The sequence below is a fragment of the Paraburkholderia sp. BGA-UO-ETr-F21 genome (assembly GCF_059567925.1).
In genome coordinates this window covers 660,939-677,439 of sequence record NZ_JCAQOY010000040.1, presented here as the reverse complement: position 1 = coordinate 677,439, position 16,501 = coordinate 660,939, and the positions used below count along the sequence as shown (strand labels likewise).

Sequence of the window (16,501 nt, the reverse complement as noted above, 5' to 3'; positions counted from 1 at the left end):
GGCCGGTGGCACACGGGGCGTTGCTGGAGGCTGGCGGAGCACCGCAAAGCGCTCCTCAACCGAATCGACTTATCTGTTGCGCATGAACCGACGGCGATTAGCCGGCGTTGACTTCGCGCAGCACGGTGCGGTGCTTCTGACGCAGTAGCTCTTCGTAGGTGGCGACGTAGTTCTGCGCCATGACCTTCGACGAGAAGCGCGATTCGAACGCCTTGCGCACGTTGGCGCGCGACAGCGTGTGCAGACGCTTGACCGCGGCGACCGCGCTGATTTCGTCTTCGACGACGAAGCCCGACACGCCGTTTTCGATCACTTCCGGCACCGAACCGCGGTTAAACGCGATCGCCGGTGTACCGCACGCCATCGCTTCGATCATGACCAGACCGAAGGGCTCCGGCCAGTCGATCGGGAACACCAGCGCGTGCGCATTGCCGAGGAACTCACGCTTTTCGGCTTCGCCGATTTCGCCGATGTACTCGACGTGCGGGAGCGCCATCAGCGGCTTGATCACTTCTTCGTAATAGGCACGGTCGGCCTTGTCGATCTTGGCGGCGACCTTGAGCTTCATGCCTGCCTGGCCGGCGATGCGGATCGCGCGGTCGAGGCCCTTCTCCGGCGAGACGCGGCCGAGGAACGCGAGATAGCCCGGCTCGACGTTGTCGATCGGCGTGAGCACGTTTTCCGGCAGGCCGTGATAGACGGTTTGCAGCCAGTTTGCCTGTGGCAGCGGAATACGCTGGTTGTCCGAAATCGACACCACCGGCACGTCGCTGAACGTATTGAAGATCGGCTGCAGTTCCGGCAGGTCGAGACGGCCGTGCAGCGTGGTCAGGAACGGCACCGGCTGGCGGGCGAACAACGAGAACGGGTAGTAGTCGATGTGGAAATGCAGCACGTCGAATTCGTCCGCGCGGCGGCGCACTTCTTCCAGCAGCAGCATGTGCGGCGCCATCACGTCACGGATGGTCGGGTCGAGGCGCAGCGCCTGCGGCCAGAAAGCTTCGAGTTTCGCGGAGGTTTGCGAATCGCCGCTCGCAAAGAGCGTGACGTCGTGGCCCTGCTCGACCAAAGCCTCGGTCAGGTAGGACACCACACGTTCCGTACCACCATACAGCTTGGGAGGAACCGCCTCGTGCAACGGAGCGATTTGAGCGATTCGCATAATGAAGAACTCCTCGTAAAAAATCAGGCAAAGGTACTGCGTTTGGTAAAAGCGACTCGCTTGCTCGCCAGGGCAGTCTGGCCGGATATGCCGGCGCGGGCCTGATTCTTTCGAGAAATCCTGCGATGGATCGCTTGGGTAGTGAGCCCAGACTGGTCGTCAGCGTCTGTGCATGTGCCGGTAAACGCACGCAAGACACCTACGTTGACAAACTGTCAGAAATTTCGGTGGGCCTACAGAGCATGCATTATCAATGCCGGGATTCTCGCTGCACCACAACATTTCAAAGTCTTTACGTTGTTACAAAGGCGAAACACTTTGCAAACCCTTGTTTTCTAAGACAGTTCTACAGTGTCAACTGGTTTGCAGCGCAGCAACGCCAGAACGGCGCAGTAAGGTCCCGAGTCAACTTTGCCAGCAAGCATTGAAGAAATGCCGCGCCGCAGTTGAATGCAATTTGTAATTATATCCTGAATTGGTTCCGCGACCTGCGGCAACCTGACCCGCCCGCGGGTCCTGTCGCGGCAGGTTTCGAACGTCCATCGCGAGATCAATCGCGCCAAGGCCCGATAACACAGGGCGCAATCGCTTTTGCATGTTTACAATGCGAAGCATCGGCTTCGCGGCGAACCGTTTCTGACGTGGCCCGCGCTTTGCATGCACAACCCCGAACCCATCGACCTTCACGATCAATTGGAACATTTAACCGTCGCCCAGCGTAATGCCCAGGACGCAAAGCTTGCGAGCTATGCGCACCGGCCGCTCGCGTTTCTTTTCCGCTTCATTCGCCGCCATCCGCTCGCGCATGCGATCGTGCTGTGCAGCGTGTTCGCGGCCGTCGGCTGCGCGCTCGCTTCCCAGTATGCGATCAAGCATCTGATCGATGTGCTCGGCGAAGGCCGGCATCATCCCGGTCCGCTGTGGGGCGCATTCGCCATCCTCGTCGGCCTGATCGCCGCCGACAACCTGTTGTGGCGTGTCGGCGGTTGGGTCGCCGCGCATACGTTCGTCGCCGTGACGGGCGATCTGCGGCGCGACCTGTTCCAGTATTTGAGCGGCCATTCGCCGACCTATTACTCCGAGAAACAACCGGGCATGCTCGCGAGCCGGATCACGGCCACCTCGAACGCGGTCTACACGGCGGAGAACACCACCGCCTGGAACGTGCTGCCGCCGTGCATCGCGGTGCTCGGCGCCATCGTCATGATCACCGCCGTGAATCCGCTGATGGCCGGCGGCCTGATGCTGTGCTCGGCGATTCTGTCGGTCGTGCTGTACAAGCTCGCCGGCCGCGGGTCGGCGCGCCATCACCATTTCGCCACCAAGGCGGCTTCGGTGGACGGCGAGCTGGTCGACGTGATCAGCAACATGGGCCTCGTGCGCGCTTTCGGCATGACCTTTCGCGAACAGCAGCGTTTCGGCGCAACGGTCAAGGCCGAGATGGACGCGCGCCAGCAAAGCCTGCTGTATCTGGAAAAGCTGCGCCTGCTGCATGCCGTGATCACCGCGCTGCTGTCGGCGGGCTTGCTGGGCTGGGCGCTGTACCTGTGGGATCAAGGCCGTGCGACCTCGGGCGACATCGTGCTCGTCAGCTCGCTCGGCTTCACGATCCTGCACGGCACGCGCGACCTGGCCGTGGCGCTCGTCGATGTCACGCAACACGTGGCGCGTCTCGCGGAAGCCGTCCGGACGCTGCTCGAGCCGCACGGCATGCCGGATCGCGACGATGCGACCGAGCTGGTGCCGCAAGGCGGGCGCATCGATTTCGAAAGTGTCACGTTCGCCTATCCGCGCCGCCGCCCGATTCTCGACCATTTCGACCTGCATATCCAACCCGGCCAGCGCGTCGGCCTGATCGGCAAGTCGGGCGCGGGCAAATCCACGGTGCTGGCACTGCTGCAGCGTTTCTATGAAACCCAGGGCGGCGCGATCAAGGTGGACGGACAGGATATCGCCGCAGTCACGCAGGACAGCCTGCGCCACGCGATCGCGCTGGTGCCGCAGGACATCTCGCTGTTCCATCGCACGGTGTACGAAAACATCGCCTATGGGCGTCCGGAGGCAACCCGCGAAGAAGTGCTCACGGCCGCTCGCGAGGCGCGCTGCGCGGACTTCATCGAGGCCATGCCGGAAGGCTACGACACGATCGTCGGCGATCGCGGCGTGAAGTTGTCCGGCGGACAGCGTCAGCGGATCGCGATCGCGCGCGCGATCCTCAAGAACGCGCCGATCCTGCTGCTCGACGAAGCGACCTCGGCGCTCGACAGCGCCTCGGAAGAAGCCATTCAGAAGGCGCTCGACCGGTTGATGGTCGGCCGTACCGTGGTTGCGATTGCGCACCGTCTGTCCACGCTGAACAACTTCGACCGGATCATCGTAATGAGCGCCGGCAAAGTTATCGACGACGGCAGCCCGGACGAGTTGCGCCAGCGCCCGGGCCTGTACCGCGATCTGCTCACCAAGCAGTATGGCAAAGGCACGACGCTGCATATCGGCGGCAAGAAGGTCGACGAACAACACGTGGTCTGAACCCGCGCGCGGGTATGCTTCGAGCCGCTGTCGCAACGACAGCGCGCCCAGCGCCAACGCCCCAGCGCCAAAAGAAAAGCCGCTCGAAGAGCGGCTTTTCTGCTTTTCACACCGCCGGTTGCCGGCGGCTCCGAACGCGCCTACCCGGCCCGAGTATCGCGTGCCTTTTTCCCCGGCACTGCGCGCGACTTCCCGCTTCGGGTGCTCTTTGCACCAGCAACGCCCTGCAGATCGCGCATGAAATTATCGCGCCACACGGACACATTGTTCTCGCGCAACTGCACCATCATGTCGCGATGACGTGCCTGACGCTCCGCGAGCGGCATCTCCAGCGCCCTCGCGAGCGCCTCGGCCATGCCGTCGATGTCGACCGGATTGACGATCAGCGCGCCGTCCAGTTCCTGCGCGGCGCCGGCAAAACGCGACAGCACGAGCACGCCGGGATTCTCCGGGTCCTGCGCCGATACGTACTCCTTGGCGACCAGGTTCATGCCATCGCGCAATGGCGTGACATAGCCGACGTGCGCGGTGCGAAAAAGTGCGGCCAGCACCGAGCGTTCGTATTGCTTATGGATGTAGAGAATCGGCGTCCAGTCGAGTTCGGCGAAACGCCCATTGATACGCCCCGACTCCCCTTCAAGCTGCAAGCGGATGTCCTGATACGCATGCATGTCGGCGCGCGTCGGCGGAGCGATTTGCAGGAACGACACCTTGTTGCGTTGCGCGGTCGCATGTTCGAGCAGACGCTCGAAGGCGCGAAAACGCTCGACCAGTCCTTTCGAATAATCGAGCCGGTCCACGCTCATGATCAGCTTGCGCGAATGCAGCGTCGCCTTCATCGTGCGCACCGGTTTGCCGCGCTCGCCCGCTTTCGCGAGTTCGGCGATCTCGTCCGGATAGACACCGATCGGATAGGCGGCCGCGCGCAGCGTGCGACCGAATGCGTGGATCGTCAGCGGGCCTTTCGCCGATGCGTCGACGGTGCCGTTCGCCTCGTTGACGATGTAGTCGCAGAACGCACGCAAATCCGGCGCCGTCTGGAAGCCGAGCAAATCGAACGAACACAGTGCTTCGACGAGTTCGCGATGCGGCGGCACCGCCAGCAGTACCTGCGAAGCCGGAAACGGAATGTGCAGGAAAAAACCGATGCGATTTTTTACGCCCGCCGCACGCAAAGCCTGCGCAAACGGAATCAGGTGATAGTCGTGAACCCAGATCACGTCGTCTTCACGCAGCAGCGGCACGAGTTGTTGCGCGAGCCACGCATTGACGCGGCAGTAGCCCTCGAAGTCGTGCCGGTCGTATTGCAACAGGTCGGCGCGATAGTGGAACGCCGGCCACAGCGTGGCGTTCGAGAAACCCCGGTAGTACTGGTCGTAATCGCGGCGCATCAGCGCGATGGTCGCGAACGTCACCGGGCCGCGCTCCTCGACCTTGATCTGCGGCTGGCCCGAGCCGAGCACGTCGCCGCTCCAGCCAAACCACATGCCGCCGGTTTCCTTCAGCGCGTCGTACACGCCAACCGCCAGACCGCCCGCCGCCGGGCCGCCCTCCGAGATCGGCGCAACCCGGTTCGATACGATGATCAGTCGACTCATGAAACGCGTTTCCCGATGCAGTACGTTGTTTTCTTTGAGCGATGCGGCATGGCCATCACGCCGAGCGCGCCGCCGTGACGACCGACGCCAGCCAGTCGAGCAGCGCCGGGACGGAGTCGATACGCGTTTGCGCCAGCGTCTCGCCCGGACCGACCTTGATCGACACCCCGCCGCGCTCATTGACGACGGCAAAGCCTTTCTCGTCGGTCAGATCGTCGCCGGCAAAGACCGGCTGGCGGCCGACGAAAGGCGGCTCGTCGAGGAACGCGCGCAACGCGCGGCCCTTGTCGACATCTTTGGGTTTGATTTCATAGACCATCTTGCCCGGCTGCAGCACGTAGGAGCCGGCGTAATCGGCCACCAGCCGCCCGGTTGCCTCGCGCGCCACCGGCTCGCGATCCGGCGCATTGCGATAATGCAGCGCCACGGCCGCGCCCTTGATTTCGAGCAGCATGCCGGGATTTTCGTTGACCACCTGCGCGAGCACCTGCTCCATGCGCAGGAGCCGCTCGTCATGAAAACCGATACGCTGCGTGTCGCCGTTCGCGTCGCGCCGCTCGGCGCCGTGCAGACCGGCAATCGGCAAATCGGGCATGCCGAGAAAACCGTCGATACTGTCGATACCGCGGCCCGACACGACCGCGACCGCACCGTTGGTCAGGCTGCGCAGCTCGCTCAACAGATCGACCACGCGGGGTTCCACCAGCACGCCGTCCGGCGTGGAAGCGAGTTCGACGAGCGTACCGTCGAAATCGAAGAAAAATGCAGTCTCGCCTGGAGACAGAACAGCCGGAAGTGCTTGCATCGGTTAGTTTTGCCTTTCAGCCTTGTGCGGCCGGAAAAGTGTGCGCATCTTACCGCGCATCCATCAATTTTTCGAGAAAGTAAGGCTGGACACAAGCCTGACCGAACGCCGCGAGCCAGCACCGTCGGCGATTGCGTTCAAAAAGAAAACAATCCGGCTTCATGCAGCTTTCAGCCGCCTGCGTCAAATTGCCTCGCAAAACGTGCGCCCGTCGGCGCTGCGCGACGCCATCAACGATTTTGCGCTACAGTCGCTGCCACGCAGATCATTGCCGTTACGACCAGTTTTGCACACTATGACGGCCCGCGCGAAACGCCCGAATCGCGCAGCGCCGCTCGCGCGCGCACTGGCGCCGCCATTCAATCGAGTAACTGAACCCTGCTTTGTTCCCGATCTTCTCATTCCGGCATTCGCAATCGCACCTGGCGTCTTCACACGGGCTGCGCCGCGCGCGCCTGTTGGCGCTGACGCTCGCGTTGGGCGCGCTCGCGGCGCTTGCCGGCTGCACGCATCGCCAGGACACGTGGCAGTTGACCAATGTGACCGGCCACCTGCCGGATCTCGACTTCACGCTGACCGGCGACGATGGCCGCGCCGTCAACGGCGACTCGTTCAAGGGCCGCACCTCGCTGGTCTATTTCGGCTACACGCATTGCCCGGACGTCTGTCCTGAAACGATGGGCCGGTTGATGCAGGTGCTCGGCAAACTCGGCCCCGACGCGCAGAAGGTGCGCATTCTGTTCATCACCGTCGATCCCGCGCGCGACACGGCACAAGCCTTGCACGACTACGTCGGCGCTTTCGACTCGCAACACGCCGAAGGGCTGACCGGCACCGACTGGCAGATCGAGTCGCTCGCCAAGCGTTACCGCGTTGCCTATCAGATGGAAAAGCGCGATCCCAGCGGCAACTACGAGGTCACCCATAGTTCCGCCGTCTACGTGTTCGACAGCCAGGGGCACGCGCGCCTGCTGGCCACCGACCACGACACGCCCGATGCGATCGCAGAAGACCTGCGCCGTATCATTGAAGACCGTTCCTGACCTTTCCCGAGTCCATTCATGTCGATCAAGATCAAAACGTTCGCTGCACTGAGTTGCGCCCTCGCCCTCTCGTTCGGTGTTGCCTCGACCGCGCAAGCGGCGGGCGCCAACGCGGTCAGCGCGAAAAACGCGTGGGTCCGCTGGCTGCCCAACAACCTGCCCGCCGCCGGCTATGTGACGCTCGTCAACGCAAGCGACAAACCGGTCGATCTCGTCGACATCTCCAGCAACGACTACGGCGACGCAATGCTGCATCAAACGGTGTCGAACGGTTCGTCGCAGAAGATGGTGATGGTCGACAAGCTGACCGTGCCCGCGCACGGCCAGGTCGCCATCGCGCCCGGCGGCTACCACGTGATGCTCGAAGATGCGAAGCACAAGATCGCGCCGGGCGACACCGTGCATCTCACGCTCAAGTTCTCCGACGGCGAAACGCTCGACACGCCGTTCGCCGTCAAGTCGCCGGCGCAGACGAAGTAACCTGCCGCGATGAACCTGCTCTACTGGCTCGATCCCTGGGAATTTTCGCCGACCGTCGTGATCGCCTTGCTGGTGCCGGCGATCCTCTTCGTGCGCGGTGCGCGCAAGGCGAAGATGTCGGTCGCGCGGCGTATCTCCTTCTGGTTCGGGCTGGTGGCGCTGTATGTCGCGTTGCATACGCGGCTCGACTATTTCTTCGAGCATGAGTTTTTCATGCATCGCGCGCAGCATCTGGTGCTGCATCATCTCGGGCCGTTCTTCATTGCACTGTCGTATCCGGGTGCCGCGTTGCGCGCGGGTATTCCGTTCAGCTGGCGGCAACGCTTCGTACGGCCTGCGCTAGAGACGCCGGTCGTGCGCAAGCTGCTCGACGTGGTGATGCATCCGGTCGTTGCGGTGACGCTGTTCGTCGGGCTGATTTACTTCTGGCTGATGTCGCCGATTCATTTCGTCGCGATGCTCGACTGGCGGCTGTATCGCGTGATGAACTGGAGCATGGTGATCGACGGCCTGCTGTTCTGGTGGCTCGTACTCGATCCGCGTCCCGCGCCGCCGGCGCGTTTGTCGCCCGGCAAGCGCGTGCTGGTGGTGATCGCCGCGATTCCGCCGCAGATCATTCTCGGCGCGTTCATCTTCTTCACGCCACGCGAGTTGTATCCGATCTACTCGATTTGCGGCCGTGCGTTTACATGGTTGAGCCCGATGCGCGATCAGCAGATCGGCGGGTTGTTGCTGTGGATTCCGGGATCGATGATGAGCGTGATCGGCGCGCTGGTGGCCTTGCGTCACTGGATGCGGCTGTCGGCACGTGGACGCTTGCGCGGCGAACGGCGCGCGAAGGCGACGCACGCTTTGGCGAACGCGGCTGCAACGCCTGCGGGCAATCGCCACTGATCCCATAGTTTGCAACGGTCGCCGGAAACTCCGCGCGCGTACAACTTGCGCGGAGGATGTGCGCTGCTTCAGGCGGAACGCATCCAGACATGCGGGATGCCATCTTCTTCGTGGACTTCCGACACCGGCGCGAAGCCGAACGCACCGTAAAAGCCTTGCAGATGGGCCTGCGCATGCAAGCGGATCGGCGTGCCCGACCACTGCGCGCGAATATGCGTAAGCGCCCGTTCGAGCATCGCATTGCCCAAACCGATGCCGCGGAATTCCGCTGTCGTGAGCACACGGCCAATGCGGATATCCGTGTCGTCCGCATCAGGCAGCAGCACGCGCAGATAGCCCGCGAGCGGCGGCCGCTTTTCACCGGGACCATAGGCCAGTAGATGCCAGGCGTCCACATCGAGCCCGTCGATATCGCCATACACGCAGTTCTGCTCGACGACGAACACCGCGCTGCGCGCCCCCAGCATCGTATAGACCTCGATACTCGTGAGCTCGTCGAAGTATTTCCAGCGCCAGTCGAGTTGCGCGAGCCGCTTGGCGGCGCTTTGCTGCAGTTCAGTCATGACAACGTTCAATAGAAAAAAGGCGCACCGCACGAATAACGGTGAGGCGAGATTATGCCGCATGGCACGTCACGGCTTCGTCGCCGTGCCGGCTCAGTTGTGATGCGCGGCGCGCGCCTTCGACGCCTGTTTATGGCTGTACATCGCAGCGTCGGCCGCCGCCAGCAGATCGGCAACCGATCGATGCCGGGCGGGATCGTACTGAATCTGCCCGACGCTATAGCGAATGTCGTAGCCACGCTGGGCTTCGGCGTTGCGCTCGTCCAGCAGTTGCGCAAGTCGGTGCGTCACTTCCTGCGTGGCGCCGCGGTCCGAATCGGTGAGCAGCACGACGAACTCGTCGCCGCCGAGCCGCCCGATCACATCGCTTTCACGCAGCGCGGTGCGCAGGACGTCGGCGAAGTTCTTCAGCGCGTGATCGCCTTCGGCGTGGCCGAGCGTGTCGTTGATCTGCTTGAAATCGTTCAGGTCGAAGAACAGCAGCGACGCCGGCTTTTGCATTCGCTTGCAGACGTTGAGCGCATGTTGCGCGAGTGACTCGAACCCGCGCCGGTTCGACAGAAGCGTCAGATCGTCGAGCGTGGCCAATTGCACCGCCGCCAGTTCCTGCTCGGCCATGCGCGCCAGATCACGCAGCAATTCGCGCTCTTCTTCATCGAGGCCGCGCGGCTTGGTGTCGATCAGACAGAGCGTGCCGAGCTTGCTGCCGTTGGGCACTGTCAGCGGGCAGCCGGCGTAGAAACGGATATTCGGGCTGTCCGTGACGAGCGGATTGTCGTGAAACCGCTCGTCCGCGAACGTGTCGGGCACCATCAGGATCTCGTCGCCAACGATCGCGTGCGCGCAGAACGACACGTCGCGCGAGGTCTCGCTCACGTTCAGGCCGACGCACGACTTGAACCACTGACGATCCGCGTCGACAAGACTCACGAGGGCGATAGGCACACCGAAGAGTCGCTTGGCAAGCCGGGTCAGGCGATCGAAGCGCTCTTCCGGCAATGTATCGAGAATATGCAGCGCACGCAGGGTGTCGAGACGGGCGCTTTCGTCAATGGGCGTCGGTGGCACATGCATGTAGTAGTCCCCAAGGCGACCGGTGTGGCCGAAGTGGCAGGCGGATAGTGTATAGCGACATAGGTTACTTGGGGCAAGACCAGAGCGCGAGAGTTCCCCCGAATTGCGTGCCCGCTGCGTCCGCATTCGCGCCGATGCAAGCCGCGCCGAGCCGAGACGCTCGCGCGGCCAGGCGTGACGGCGGCCTGACTACGAGCTTTCAAAGACCGGCTCGACGGGCCGCGCAAGACAGTCGATCAGGTTGTCGGGTCCGCACAGATGCAGCGCGCCAACGACCACCAACGTGCGCTCAGGCCGCGACAGCGAGTCCCTCAGGCGCGCCGCCCATGCGCGATTACGCGCGTCGAGAATCGCATGCCGGATGCCTGGCAGATTGAACATCGGCGACTCGTTGGCGATGCGGTGCACGGCGGCCAGATCGCCCTCCAGCCACGCGGCATGCATGCGTTCGAGCGTGCGCTGCGGTTCATCGAGATCGGCCATCAGCAGACCGAGCGCCGCGCCGACAGCATCGAGCGGAATCGATTCGAGCGCCGCCACCACTTCCTGCGCGGTCTCGAGATAGCGATAGGGTTTGGCCTGCGCGATCGCCGAGCGCAGCATGCGCGGCTCGACGCCTTCGACGACCTGCTGGAACAGCGTCGGCGCGACGATCAGCGCGGCCCACGGGCACAGATCGACGAGCGGCGCCAGCGGGCCTTCAACGGGCCAGGCCGCCTGAAGACGCTGCCACGCATCGGCGGATAGCAAAGGCTGCAGGCAAGCGGCTCCACCGTGGCTGGCGGCCTTCAGAAACGGGAGGATCGTCGGCGGATCAGACTCGAAGACGAGCGCCTCCGCCCAGTCATACGCTTCGGCGATCCATGGCGGTGTTCGGCGGCTCGTCGCCGGAAAGAGATGCATCGAGCCGAGCAGGCGAACCTGAGTGCCGGTGAGTTGTAGGTACATGCAACCTCGGTGTGGACAAGCAATGATGCAAAGAAGCTGGGCCGCCGTTCAACCGATCACGTGCGGCGCGGCGCACCGGCTCGCCGCACCTCGCCAGGCCGTACGCACGGTGAAGGCGACGAACAGCAGAAAGACGATCTGCGACAGATACAGATCCATACGGATCGGGTGATGCGGCGCGAACGACGAATTGTGCGCCACATCCGTGACGATAACGGCAATGCAAAGAATCAACCCTATTGCCGGAGAGACTAGCGGCAGTAACGCGGTGACAGGATCGATGAAGAGCAGCGAAGTCCAGTAGATGCGCGTAAAGTGCGCGACGTTGCCGTAGTCCCACGAGAGGCCATGCGTCAGCACCGCCCGAAGATGCGTCCACGTGGCGCCACCCAGGCAAAGCGCGTAGATCACGCGTAAATAAAGCGAGCGGCGGACGATATCCTGCATACGTATTTCCGGCGATTTTCGAAGTGTTCAGCAAAAATAAAGCCCCGGATTGCCGGGGCCTCTCGCAGGAAATCCTTCCGCTTGATACTCACACGCGGCAGATTATTCGGCGCTTCTTTTGAACGACTCCAGTTCGCTCGTATAGCGCTCGTTTCGCACTCCATTGCTGGCGTAATACTCTTCCACTGATTTTACCCACCGGCCAATTTCGGGCACATACCAGATTGCTTTATAAGTACGCCCGGTTGCCTGAACCGGGCCGGTTTTCTGTGCATGCGTCACCATGGCCGTATCGCCCTGCTGGACCTGCACGGCCTGGGTAACGGTCTGCGTCGGCTCGATTTGCGCGGTCCAGTCTCCCTCCGCTTCCACCTTGATCGCCTGGAATTTGCCCGCCGGCACTTCGACCGTTTCCGTGTCCACGACCCGATATTGGGTGCGCCACTTCTCCAAGGCGTGCATCTTGTTGGGATGCTGTTCCGCGTAGTCGATGCTCCAGGTTTTACCCGGCGATAACGGGAACGCGAGTGGCCGGTTGACCACCATTTCGGTGCCGTTCACGCTGCGCTCGCGACTCCAGTCCGCGCCCGCGATCAGTTCGTTCGGCGCCTGAGTCGAACCCGACGGCTTCGACGCGTAGTAAATGTGCGATGACGTGGCGCGCAAAACGGTCACTTCGTCATGCGTCTGGCGCCAGAGCGAAGGCGCTTTTTCAAACGTATTGACGTAAGTCCAGGTGTCGCCGGTCTTGAGGACCGGAGGCGGCGCCGACTGGGCACTCGCCAATATCGGCAAACAGATGGTCAACAGCACGGCTGCAGTTATCGTTTTTTTCATTGGTCGAGATGTAGTAGTTGTAGCGGGTTTGCATTACCCCATTCATTCACGATGAAAAGACATCTCTATCCATTCAGGTAGATAGCCGCCATGCTTTAAATGCGCGAATGTGCATTGCCACTGTACATTATCGACAATTATCGATGGCAATCAATACTGCTAACCGAGCGCAGTTCCACTACTAAAATAAATATGAAAGCCGATTAAATAAAAACGAAAGTACGCGAGAAGCGATTGGCAAACGGCATAAGGTTCAGGCGAGCGGCGCCGCGTTAGCTATGACTCGGTAGGCATGAGATTCGCGGGACCGGTTCGAGGTTGGCTGCAAGCAAGGATGGACTCGCGCTGAACCCGCTGATGATCGCGCGGGCCGACGCTGCTATGTGCACCCCTGGAGGTGAGAATGCTACACATGCGTAGCGTGAGCATCGGCATTCGCGCTGAAGGAGCGCGCACAAAAAAGAAAAGCCCCGACGAGTCGGGGCTTTTCTTTGCATCAACTACTGGAGGCGCGAGCCGGAGTCGAACCGGCCTAAACGGCTTTGCAGGCCGCTGCATAACCGCTTTGCTATCGCGCCGCAAGCGGACTGGAACCTAGCAACAGATTCGCAGATTCTGTCTGGCGGATAACCGGAAGGACCGGACCACCAAACAAAAAGGGAAGCACTGCTTCCCCTTATGTATGGAGCGGGAGACGAGGCTCGAACTCGCGACCTCAACCTTGGCAAGGTTGCGCTCTACCAACTGAGCTACTCCCGCATTGCACTGCTTCACAACGCGCTGCCTTTTTACTTCGCCAAACAACGCACTGCTTTAAAAATTTGGAGCGGGAGACGAGGCTCGAACTCGCGACCTCAACCTTGGCAAGGTTGCGCTCTACCAACTGAGCTACTCCCGCATTGTGCTGCTTTTGCCTGCTTATTACTGACTAACTGCTGCCTTGTTACTGCAACTACTCTCTTACTGCCACCGACGTTTCGAACTGCGTGCATCGGAGAAACGAGATTATGGAGAAACGACTGAAACGTGTCAACCCCCTTTTGCGAATCTCTTTTGCTGAACAGATTTCACTCATGTTGCCGCGAAGTTCGGACACGCACCGGACGTCTTCCGCCACGGCGAGCGATCAGGCCACACCGCTCCTCTCGCGAATCTGCGGCCATGCGAGCTTCATGTAGTAGAGCATCGACCAGATCGTCAGGAACGCGGCCAGATAGATGAGCCACAGGCCCCACACGCGCGTGTCGATCACCACGCCCCCACCGAACGGCAGCGGCCCATAAAACAGCAGCATGGGAATCGCGACCATCTGACAAACGGTCTTGAACTTGCCGAGAGAATTGACCGCGACGCTCTTCGACGCGCCGATCTGCGCCATCCACTCACGCAGCGCCGAAATCGCAATCTCGCGCCCGACGATCACGAGCGCAATGGCCGAATCGATTCGCGCGAGCTGCACGAGCACCAGCAACGCGGCGGTCACCATCAGCTTGTCGGCGACCGGGTCGAGAAACGCGCCGAATGCCGAAGTCTGATTCCATTTGCGCGCCAGAAAGCCGTCGAACCAGTCGGTCAACGCCGCCAGAATGAAGATCGTCGCGGCCGCCAGATTGCGGTGCGCGGGGCTCATCATCATGTCGGGCAAATAGAACACGCCGACGACGAGCGGAATCAGGACGATCCGCAGCCAAGTCAGGAAAATCGGGAAATTAAACGGCATGGGCAGGCGCAGCGTCTGACGAGGGAGATGCAATTGTGCCGTGTCACAGGGCCTGCCACAAGCAAAGCGGCGCGCGGATCCTCGCGCACGCGCCGCTCGAAAGGCGCGAGCGGCCGGCCGGCCCCGCCGCGATCAGTGCAACTGGCGGTAAATCTGCTCCGCGAGCGCCTGCGAAATGCCTTCGACGCTCGCCAGATCGTCGACACTGGCGGCGACCACGCCGCGCAGCCCTCCAAAGCGCGCGAGCAGCCGTTGGCGTCGCTTCGCGCCCACCCCTTCGAGCTCTTCGAGCCGCGAGGTCTGGCGCGTTTTGCCGCGCTTCGCGCGCATGCCGGTGATTGCGAAGCGGTGCGCTTCGTCGCGGATCTGCGCGACCAGCATCAGCGCGGCGCTTTCCTTGCCGAGTTCGAGCGGCCCGCGGCCGTCGGCGAAAATGAGCGTTTCGAGGCCGACCTTGCGTCCCTCACCCTTCGCGACACCGACCAGCATGCCGGTATCGAGACCCAGTTCCGTGAACACCTGGCGCGCGATTTCGACCTGACCCTTGCCGCCGTCGATCAGCACGATGGTCGGCAAGACGCCGCCGGCCGCGACCGGCTCCGCGGCGTCCGACGCGAGCGACGGATCCGCGGCCGCGTCGTTTTGCAATTCGGCGGCTTCATCGGCGGCATTCGCGGCGGCTTGCGCCACCATCTTCTCGTAGCGGCGCGTGAGGACCTGGCGCATCGCGGCGTAATCGTCGCCGGGCGTAATGCCGGTGATGTTGTACCGACGATATTCCGAGGACTGCATCTTGTGATGGTGATACACCACGCACGATGCCTGCGTCGCCTCGCCCATGGTGTGGCTGATGTCGAAACATTCGATGCGCAGATGCGCAAGATCGTCGCACTCCATGCCGAGCGTGTCGGTGAGCGCGCGCGTGCGGGCCTGCTGCGAACCCTGTTCCGAGAGCAGGCGCGCGAGCGCGAGCCGCGCATTCTGCTCGGCCATGGCGAGCCAGGCGCGCCGCTGTCCTTGCGGCTGACGCAGCACCGTTACCTTGTGCCCGGCCTGCTCGATCAGCACGTCGACCAGTTCGCGTGTAGCGGGCGCGTGGCTGACCACCAGCACCGGTGGCACGCGATTGCCCAGGTAGTGCTGCGCGATGAACGCTTCGAGGACCTCGGATTCGATGCCGCCGGCCGCGCGGGCGCGGCCTTTGCGCGGCTTCGCGGGTTCGGAGGCCGAGTCGGCTTCTTCGGCTTCTTCGGGTTCGCCGTCCTGTTCGTCCTGCTCGTCAGTTTCGCGCTCTTCGTCTTCCGGCGGCATATCTTGCGCGATTGCCAGCGCGTCCGCGGTGGCGGCTGATTCCGCCGCATCGTCCACGCCCGCTTCACCGAGCGAGCCTGGTGCAGCAGCCAACACCTCGCCGTCTTCTTCCAGACCACCCTCATCCGCCGTCAGCGCGCTTTCCACATGCGCCGGGAAGTACGCCTTGTCACCCAGATGCCGTCCGCCGCGCACCATCGCCAGATTCACGCACACACGCCCGCCCAGCGCGACCACCGCGAGAATATCGACGTCGCTGTCGCTGCCGACTTCGATCGCCTGCTGATGCAGCACCGTCGACAGCGAGCTCATCTGGTTACGCACCGCCGCCGCCTGCTCGAACTTCAGTTCGCTCGCGAAGGCGTGCATCTTCTGCTCGAGTTCGCTCATCACTTCGCCTTGCCGGCCGAGCAGAAAGCGCGACGCGTTGGCGACGTCGCGCGCGTAATCCTCTTCGCTGATGGCCGCGACGCACGGCGCCGTGCAACGGCCGATCTGATGCAGCAAACAGGGCCGCGTGCGATTGTTGAACACGGAGTCTTCGCAGGTGCGCAACTGGAACACGCGCTGCAGGATCTGGATGCTCTCGCGCACCGCCCATGCACTCGGAAACGGACCGAAGTACTGATTCTTGCGATCCACCGCGCCACGGTAATACGCCATGCGCGGAAACTTGTGCCCGGTGAGCTTGAGGTACGGATACGACTTGTCGTCGCGAAACAGAATGTTGTAGCGCGGCGCCAGCGCCTTGATCAGATTGTTTTCGAGCAGCAGCGCTTCGGCCTCGGAGCGCGTGACGGTCGTCTCGATGCGCGCAATGCGCGTGACCATCATCGCGATGCGCGGCGACAGTTGCGTCTTCGTGAAATAGCTCGAGACGCGCTTTTTCAGGTCGCGTGCCTTACCCACGTAAAGCACCGCGCCGTGCATATCGTAATAGCGATAGACGCCGGGCAGATGCGGCAGTTGGGTGAGCACTTTTTTCGGCTCGAAAGCGTCGGTTGCTTCGGGTTCAGTCATGCAGAATCGGTTGGGTGGGACGGTCTTGCGAAGCGTTGCCCCGCGTGCCGCGCGCGTCGGCGAACCTCAA

15 protein-coding genes and 3 tRNA genes are annotated in these 16,501 nt (G+C 62.4%); 4 read left to right on the top strand and 14 right to left on the bottom strand.

Annotated features, from left to right (window positions below; all coding sequences use genetic code 11):
* Positions 1–97: 97 nt before the first annotated feature.
* Entirely contained in the window at positions 98–1,162 is a 1,065-nt protein-coding gene (locus tag AC57B1_RS35520; protein ID WP_408353685.1) for a glycosyltransferase family 4 protein, read from the bottom strand.
* Positions 1,163–1,567: 405 nt separating this feature from the next.
* Positions 1,568–1,864, bottom strand: a complete 297-nt coding sequence (locus AC57B1_RS35515) for a hypothetical protein (protein ID WP_496420349.1) — start codon at positions 1,862–1,864, stop codon at positions 1,568–1,570.
* Between AC57B1_RS35515 and AC57B1_RS35510 the strand changes: the two genes are divergently transcribed.
* A complete protein-coding gene (locus AC57B1_RS35510) occupies positions 1,820–3,691 on the top strand; it encodes an ABC transporter ATP-binding protein (protein WP_408353687.1) in 1,872 nt (623 codons plus the stop codon). The two genes, AC57B1_RS35515 and AC57B1_RS35510, sit on opposite strands and share 45 nt — an antisense overlap.
* A gap of 140 nt (positions 3,692–3,831) precedes the next feature.
* Here the strand turns inward: AC57B1_RS35510 and otsA are convergent, their stop codons facing one another.
* Together otsA and otsB are read right to left on the bottom strand one after the other, a co-directional pair.
* Positions 3,832–5,289, bottom strand: coding sequence for an alpha,alpha-trehalose-phosphate synthase (UDP-forming) (otsA, locus tag AC57B1_RS35505; protein WP_408185393.1), 1,458 nt, complete (start codon positions 5,287–5,289; stop codon positions 3,832–3,834).
* A gap of 55 nt (positions 5,290–5,344) precedes the next feature.
* Complete coding sequence (gene otsB / locus AC57B1_RS35500) at positions 5,345–6,094, bottom strand: trehalose-phosphatase (protein ID WP_408185394.1); 750 nt, start codon at positions 6,092–6,094, stop codon at positions 5,345–5,347.
* 383 nt (positions 6,095–6,477) lie between these two features.
* Here otsB and AC57B1_RS35495 point away from each other — a divergent pair, with 383 nt between their 5' ends.
* The 3 genes from AC57B1_RS35495 to AC57B1_RS35485 are packed head-to-tail and all read left to right on the top strand — an operon-like array spanning position 6,478 to position 8,511.
* Positions 6,478–7,137 carry an SCO family protein gene (locus AC57B1_RS35495; protein WP_496420025.1) on the top strand — a complete coding sequence of 220 codons (660 nt, stop codon included), beginning with the start codon at positions 6,478–6,480 and terminating at the stop codon, positions 7,135–7,137.
* 18 nt (positions 7,138–7,155) lie between these two features.
* On the top strand, positions 7,156–7,617 hold the full coding sequence (locus AC57B1_RS35490; RefSeq protein WP_095418637.1) for a copper chaperone PCu(A)C: 462 nt from the start codon (positions 7,156–7,158) through the stop codon (positions 7,615–7,617).
* Positions 7,618–7,626: 9 nt separating this feature from the next.
* Positions 7,627–8,511 carry a cytochrome c oxidase assembly protein gene (locus AC57B1_RS35485; RefSeq protein WP_408185396.1) on the top strand — a complete coding sequence of 295 codons (885 nt, stop codon included), beginning with the start codon at positions 7,627–7,629 and terminating at the stop codon, positions 8,509–8,511.
* A 68-nt stretch (positions 8,512–8,579) separates the two neighbouring features.
* On the opposite strand, the gene AC57B1_RS35480 is transcribed toward AC57B1_RS35485, so the two are convergent.
* From AC57B1_RS35480 to uvrC, 10 genes are all read right to left on the bottom strand, one after another.
* Complete coding sequence (locus tag AC57B1_RS35480) at positions 8,580–9,074, bottom strand: GNAT family N-acetyltransferase (protein ID WP_408353693.1); 495 nt, start codon at positions 9,072–9,074, stop codon at positions 8,580–8,582.
* A 93-nt stretch (positions 9,075–9,167) separates the two neighbouring features.
* Positions 9,168–10,148 carry a sensor domain-containing diguanylate cyclase gene (locus AC57B1_RS35475; protein WP_091792582.1) on the bottom strand — a complete coding sequence of 327 codons (981 nt, stop codon included), beginning with the start codon at positions 10,146–10,148 and terminating at the stop codon, positions 9,168–9,170.
* Positions 10,149–10,337: 189 nt separating this feature from the next.
* The gene (locus tag AC57B1_RS35470) at positions 10,338–11,096 is read right to left on the bottom strand and encodes a TraB/GumN family protein (RefSeq protein WP_496420024.1); all 759 of its coding nucleotides are present in this window, start codon (positions 11,094–11,096) and stop codon (positions 10,338–10,340) included.
* Between the two features lie 48 nt (positions 11,097–11,144).
* Complete coding sequence (locus AC57B1_RS35465) at positions 11,145–11,543, bottom strand: hypothetical protein (protein WP_496420023.1); 399 nt, start codon at positions 11,541–11,543, stop codon at positions 11,145–11,147.
* A gap of 102 nt (positions 11,544–11,645) precedes the next feature.
* The gene (locus AC57B1_RS35460) at positions 11,646–12,380 is read right to left on the bottom strand and encodes a hypothetical protein (protein WP_408353699.1); all 735 of its coding nucleotides are present in this window, start codon (positions 12,378–12,380) and stop codon (positions 11,646–11,648) included.
* A gap of 504 nt (positions 12,381–12,884) precedes the next feature.
* A tRNA-Cys gene (locus tag AC57B1_RS35455) sits at positions 12,885–12,958 on the bottom strand.
* Positions 12,959–13,063: 105 nt separating this feature from the next.
* Positions 13,064–13,139, bottom strand: a tRNA-Gly gene (locus AC57B1_RS35450).
* A 63-nt stretch (positions 13,140–13,202) separates the two neighbouring features.
* Positions 13,203–13,278 (bottom strand) — tRNA-Gly (locus tag AC57B1_RS35445).
* A gap of 228 nt (positions 13,279–13,506) precedes the next feature.
* Entirely contained in the window at positions 13,507–14,100 is a 594-nt protein-coding gene (gene pgsA, locus AC57B1_RS35440; RefSeq protein ID WP_091792578.1) for a CDP-diacylglycerol--glycerol-3-phosphate 3-phosphatidyltransferase, read from the bottom strand.
* 132 nt (positions 14,101–14,232) lie between these two features.
* A complete protein-coding gene (gene uvrC / locus AC57B1_RS35435; protein ID WP_496420022.1) occupies positions 14,233–16,431 on the bottom strand; it encodes an excinuclease ABC subunit UvrC in 2,199 nt (732 codons plus the stop codon).
* Positions 16,432–16,501: the final 70 nt, after the last annotated feature.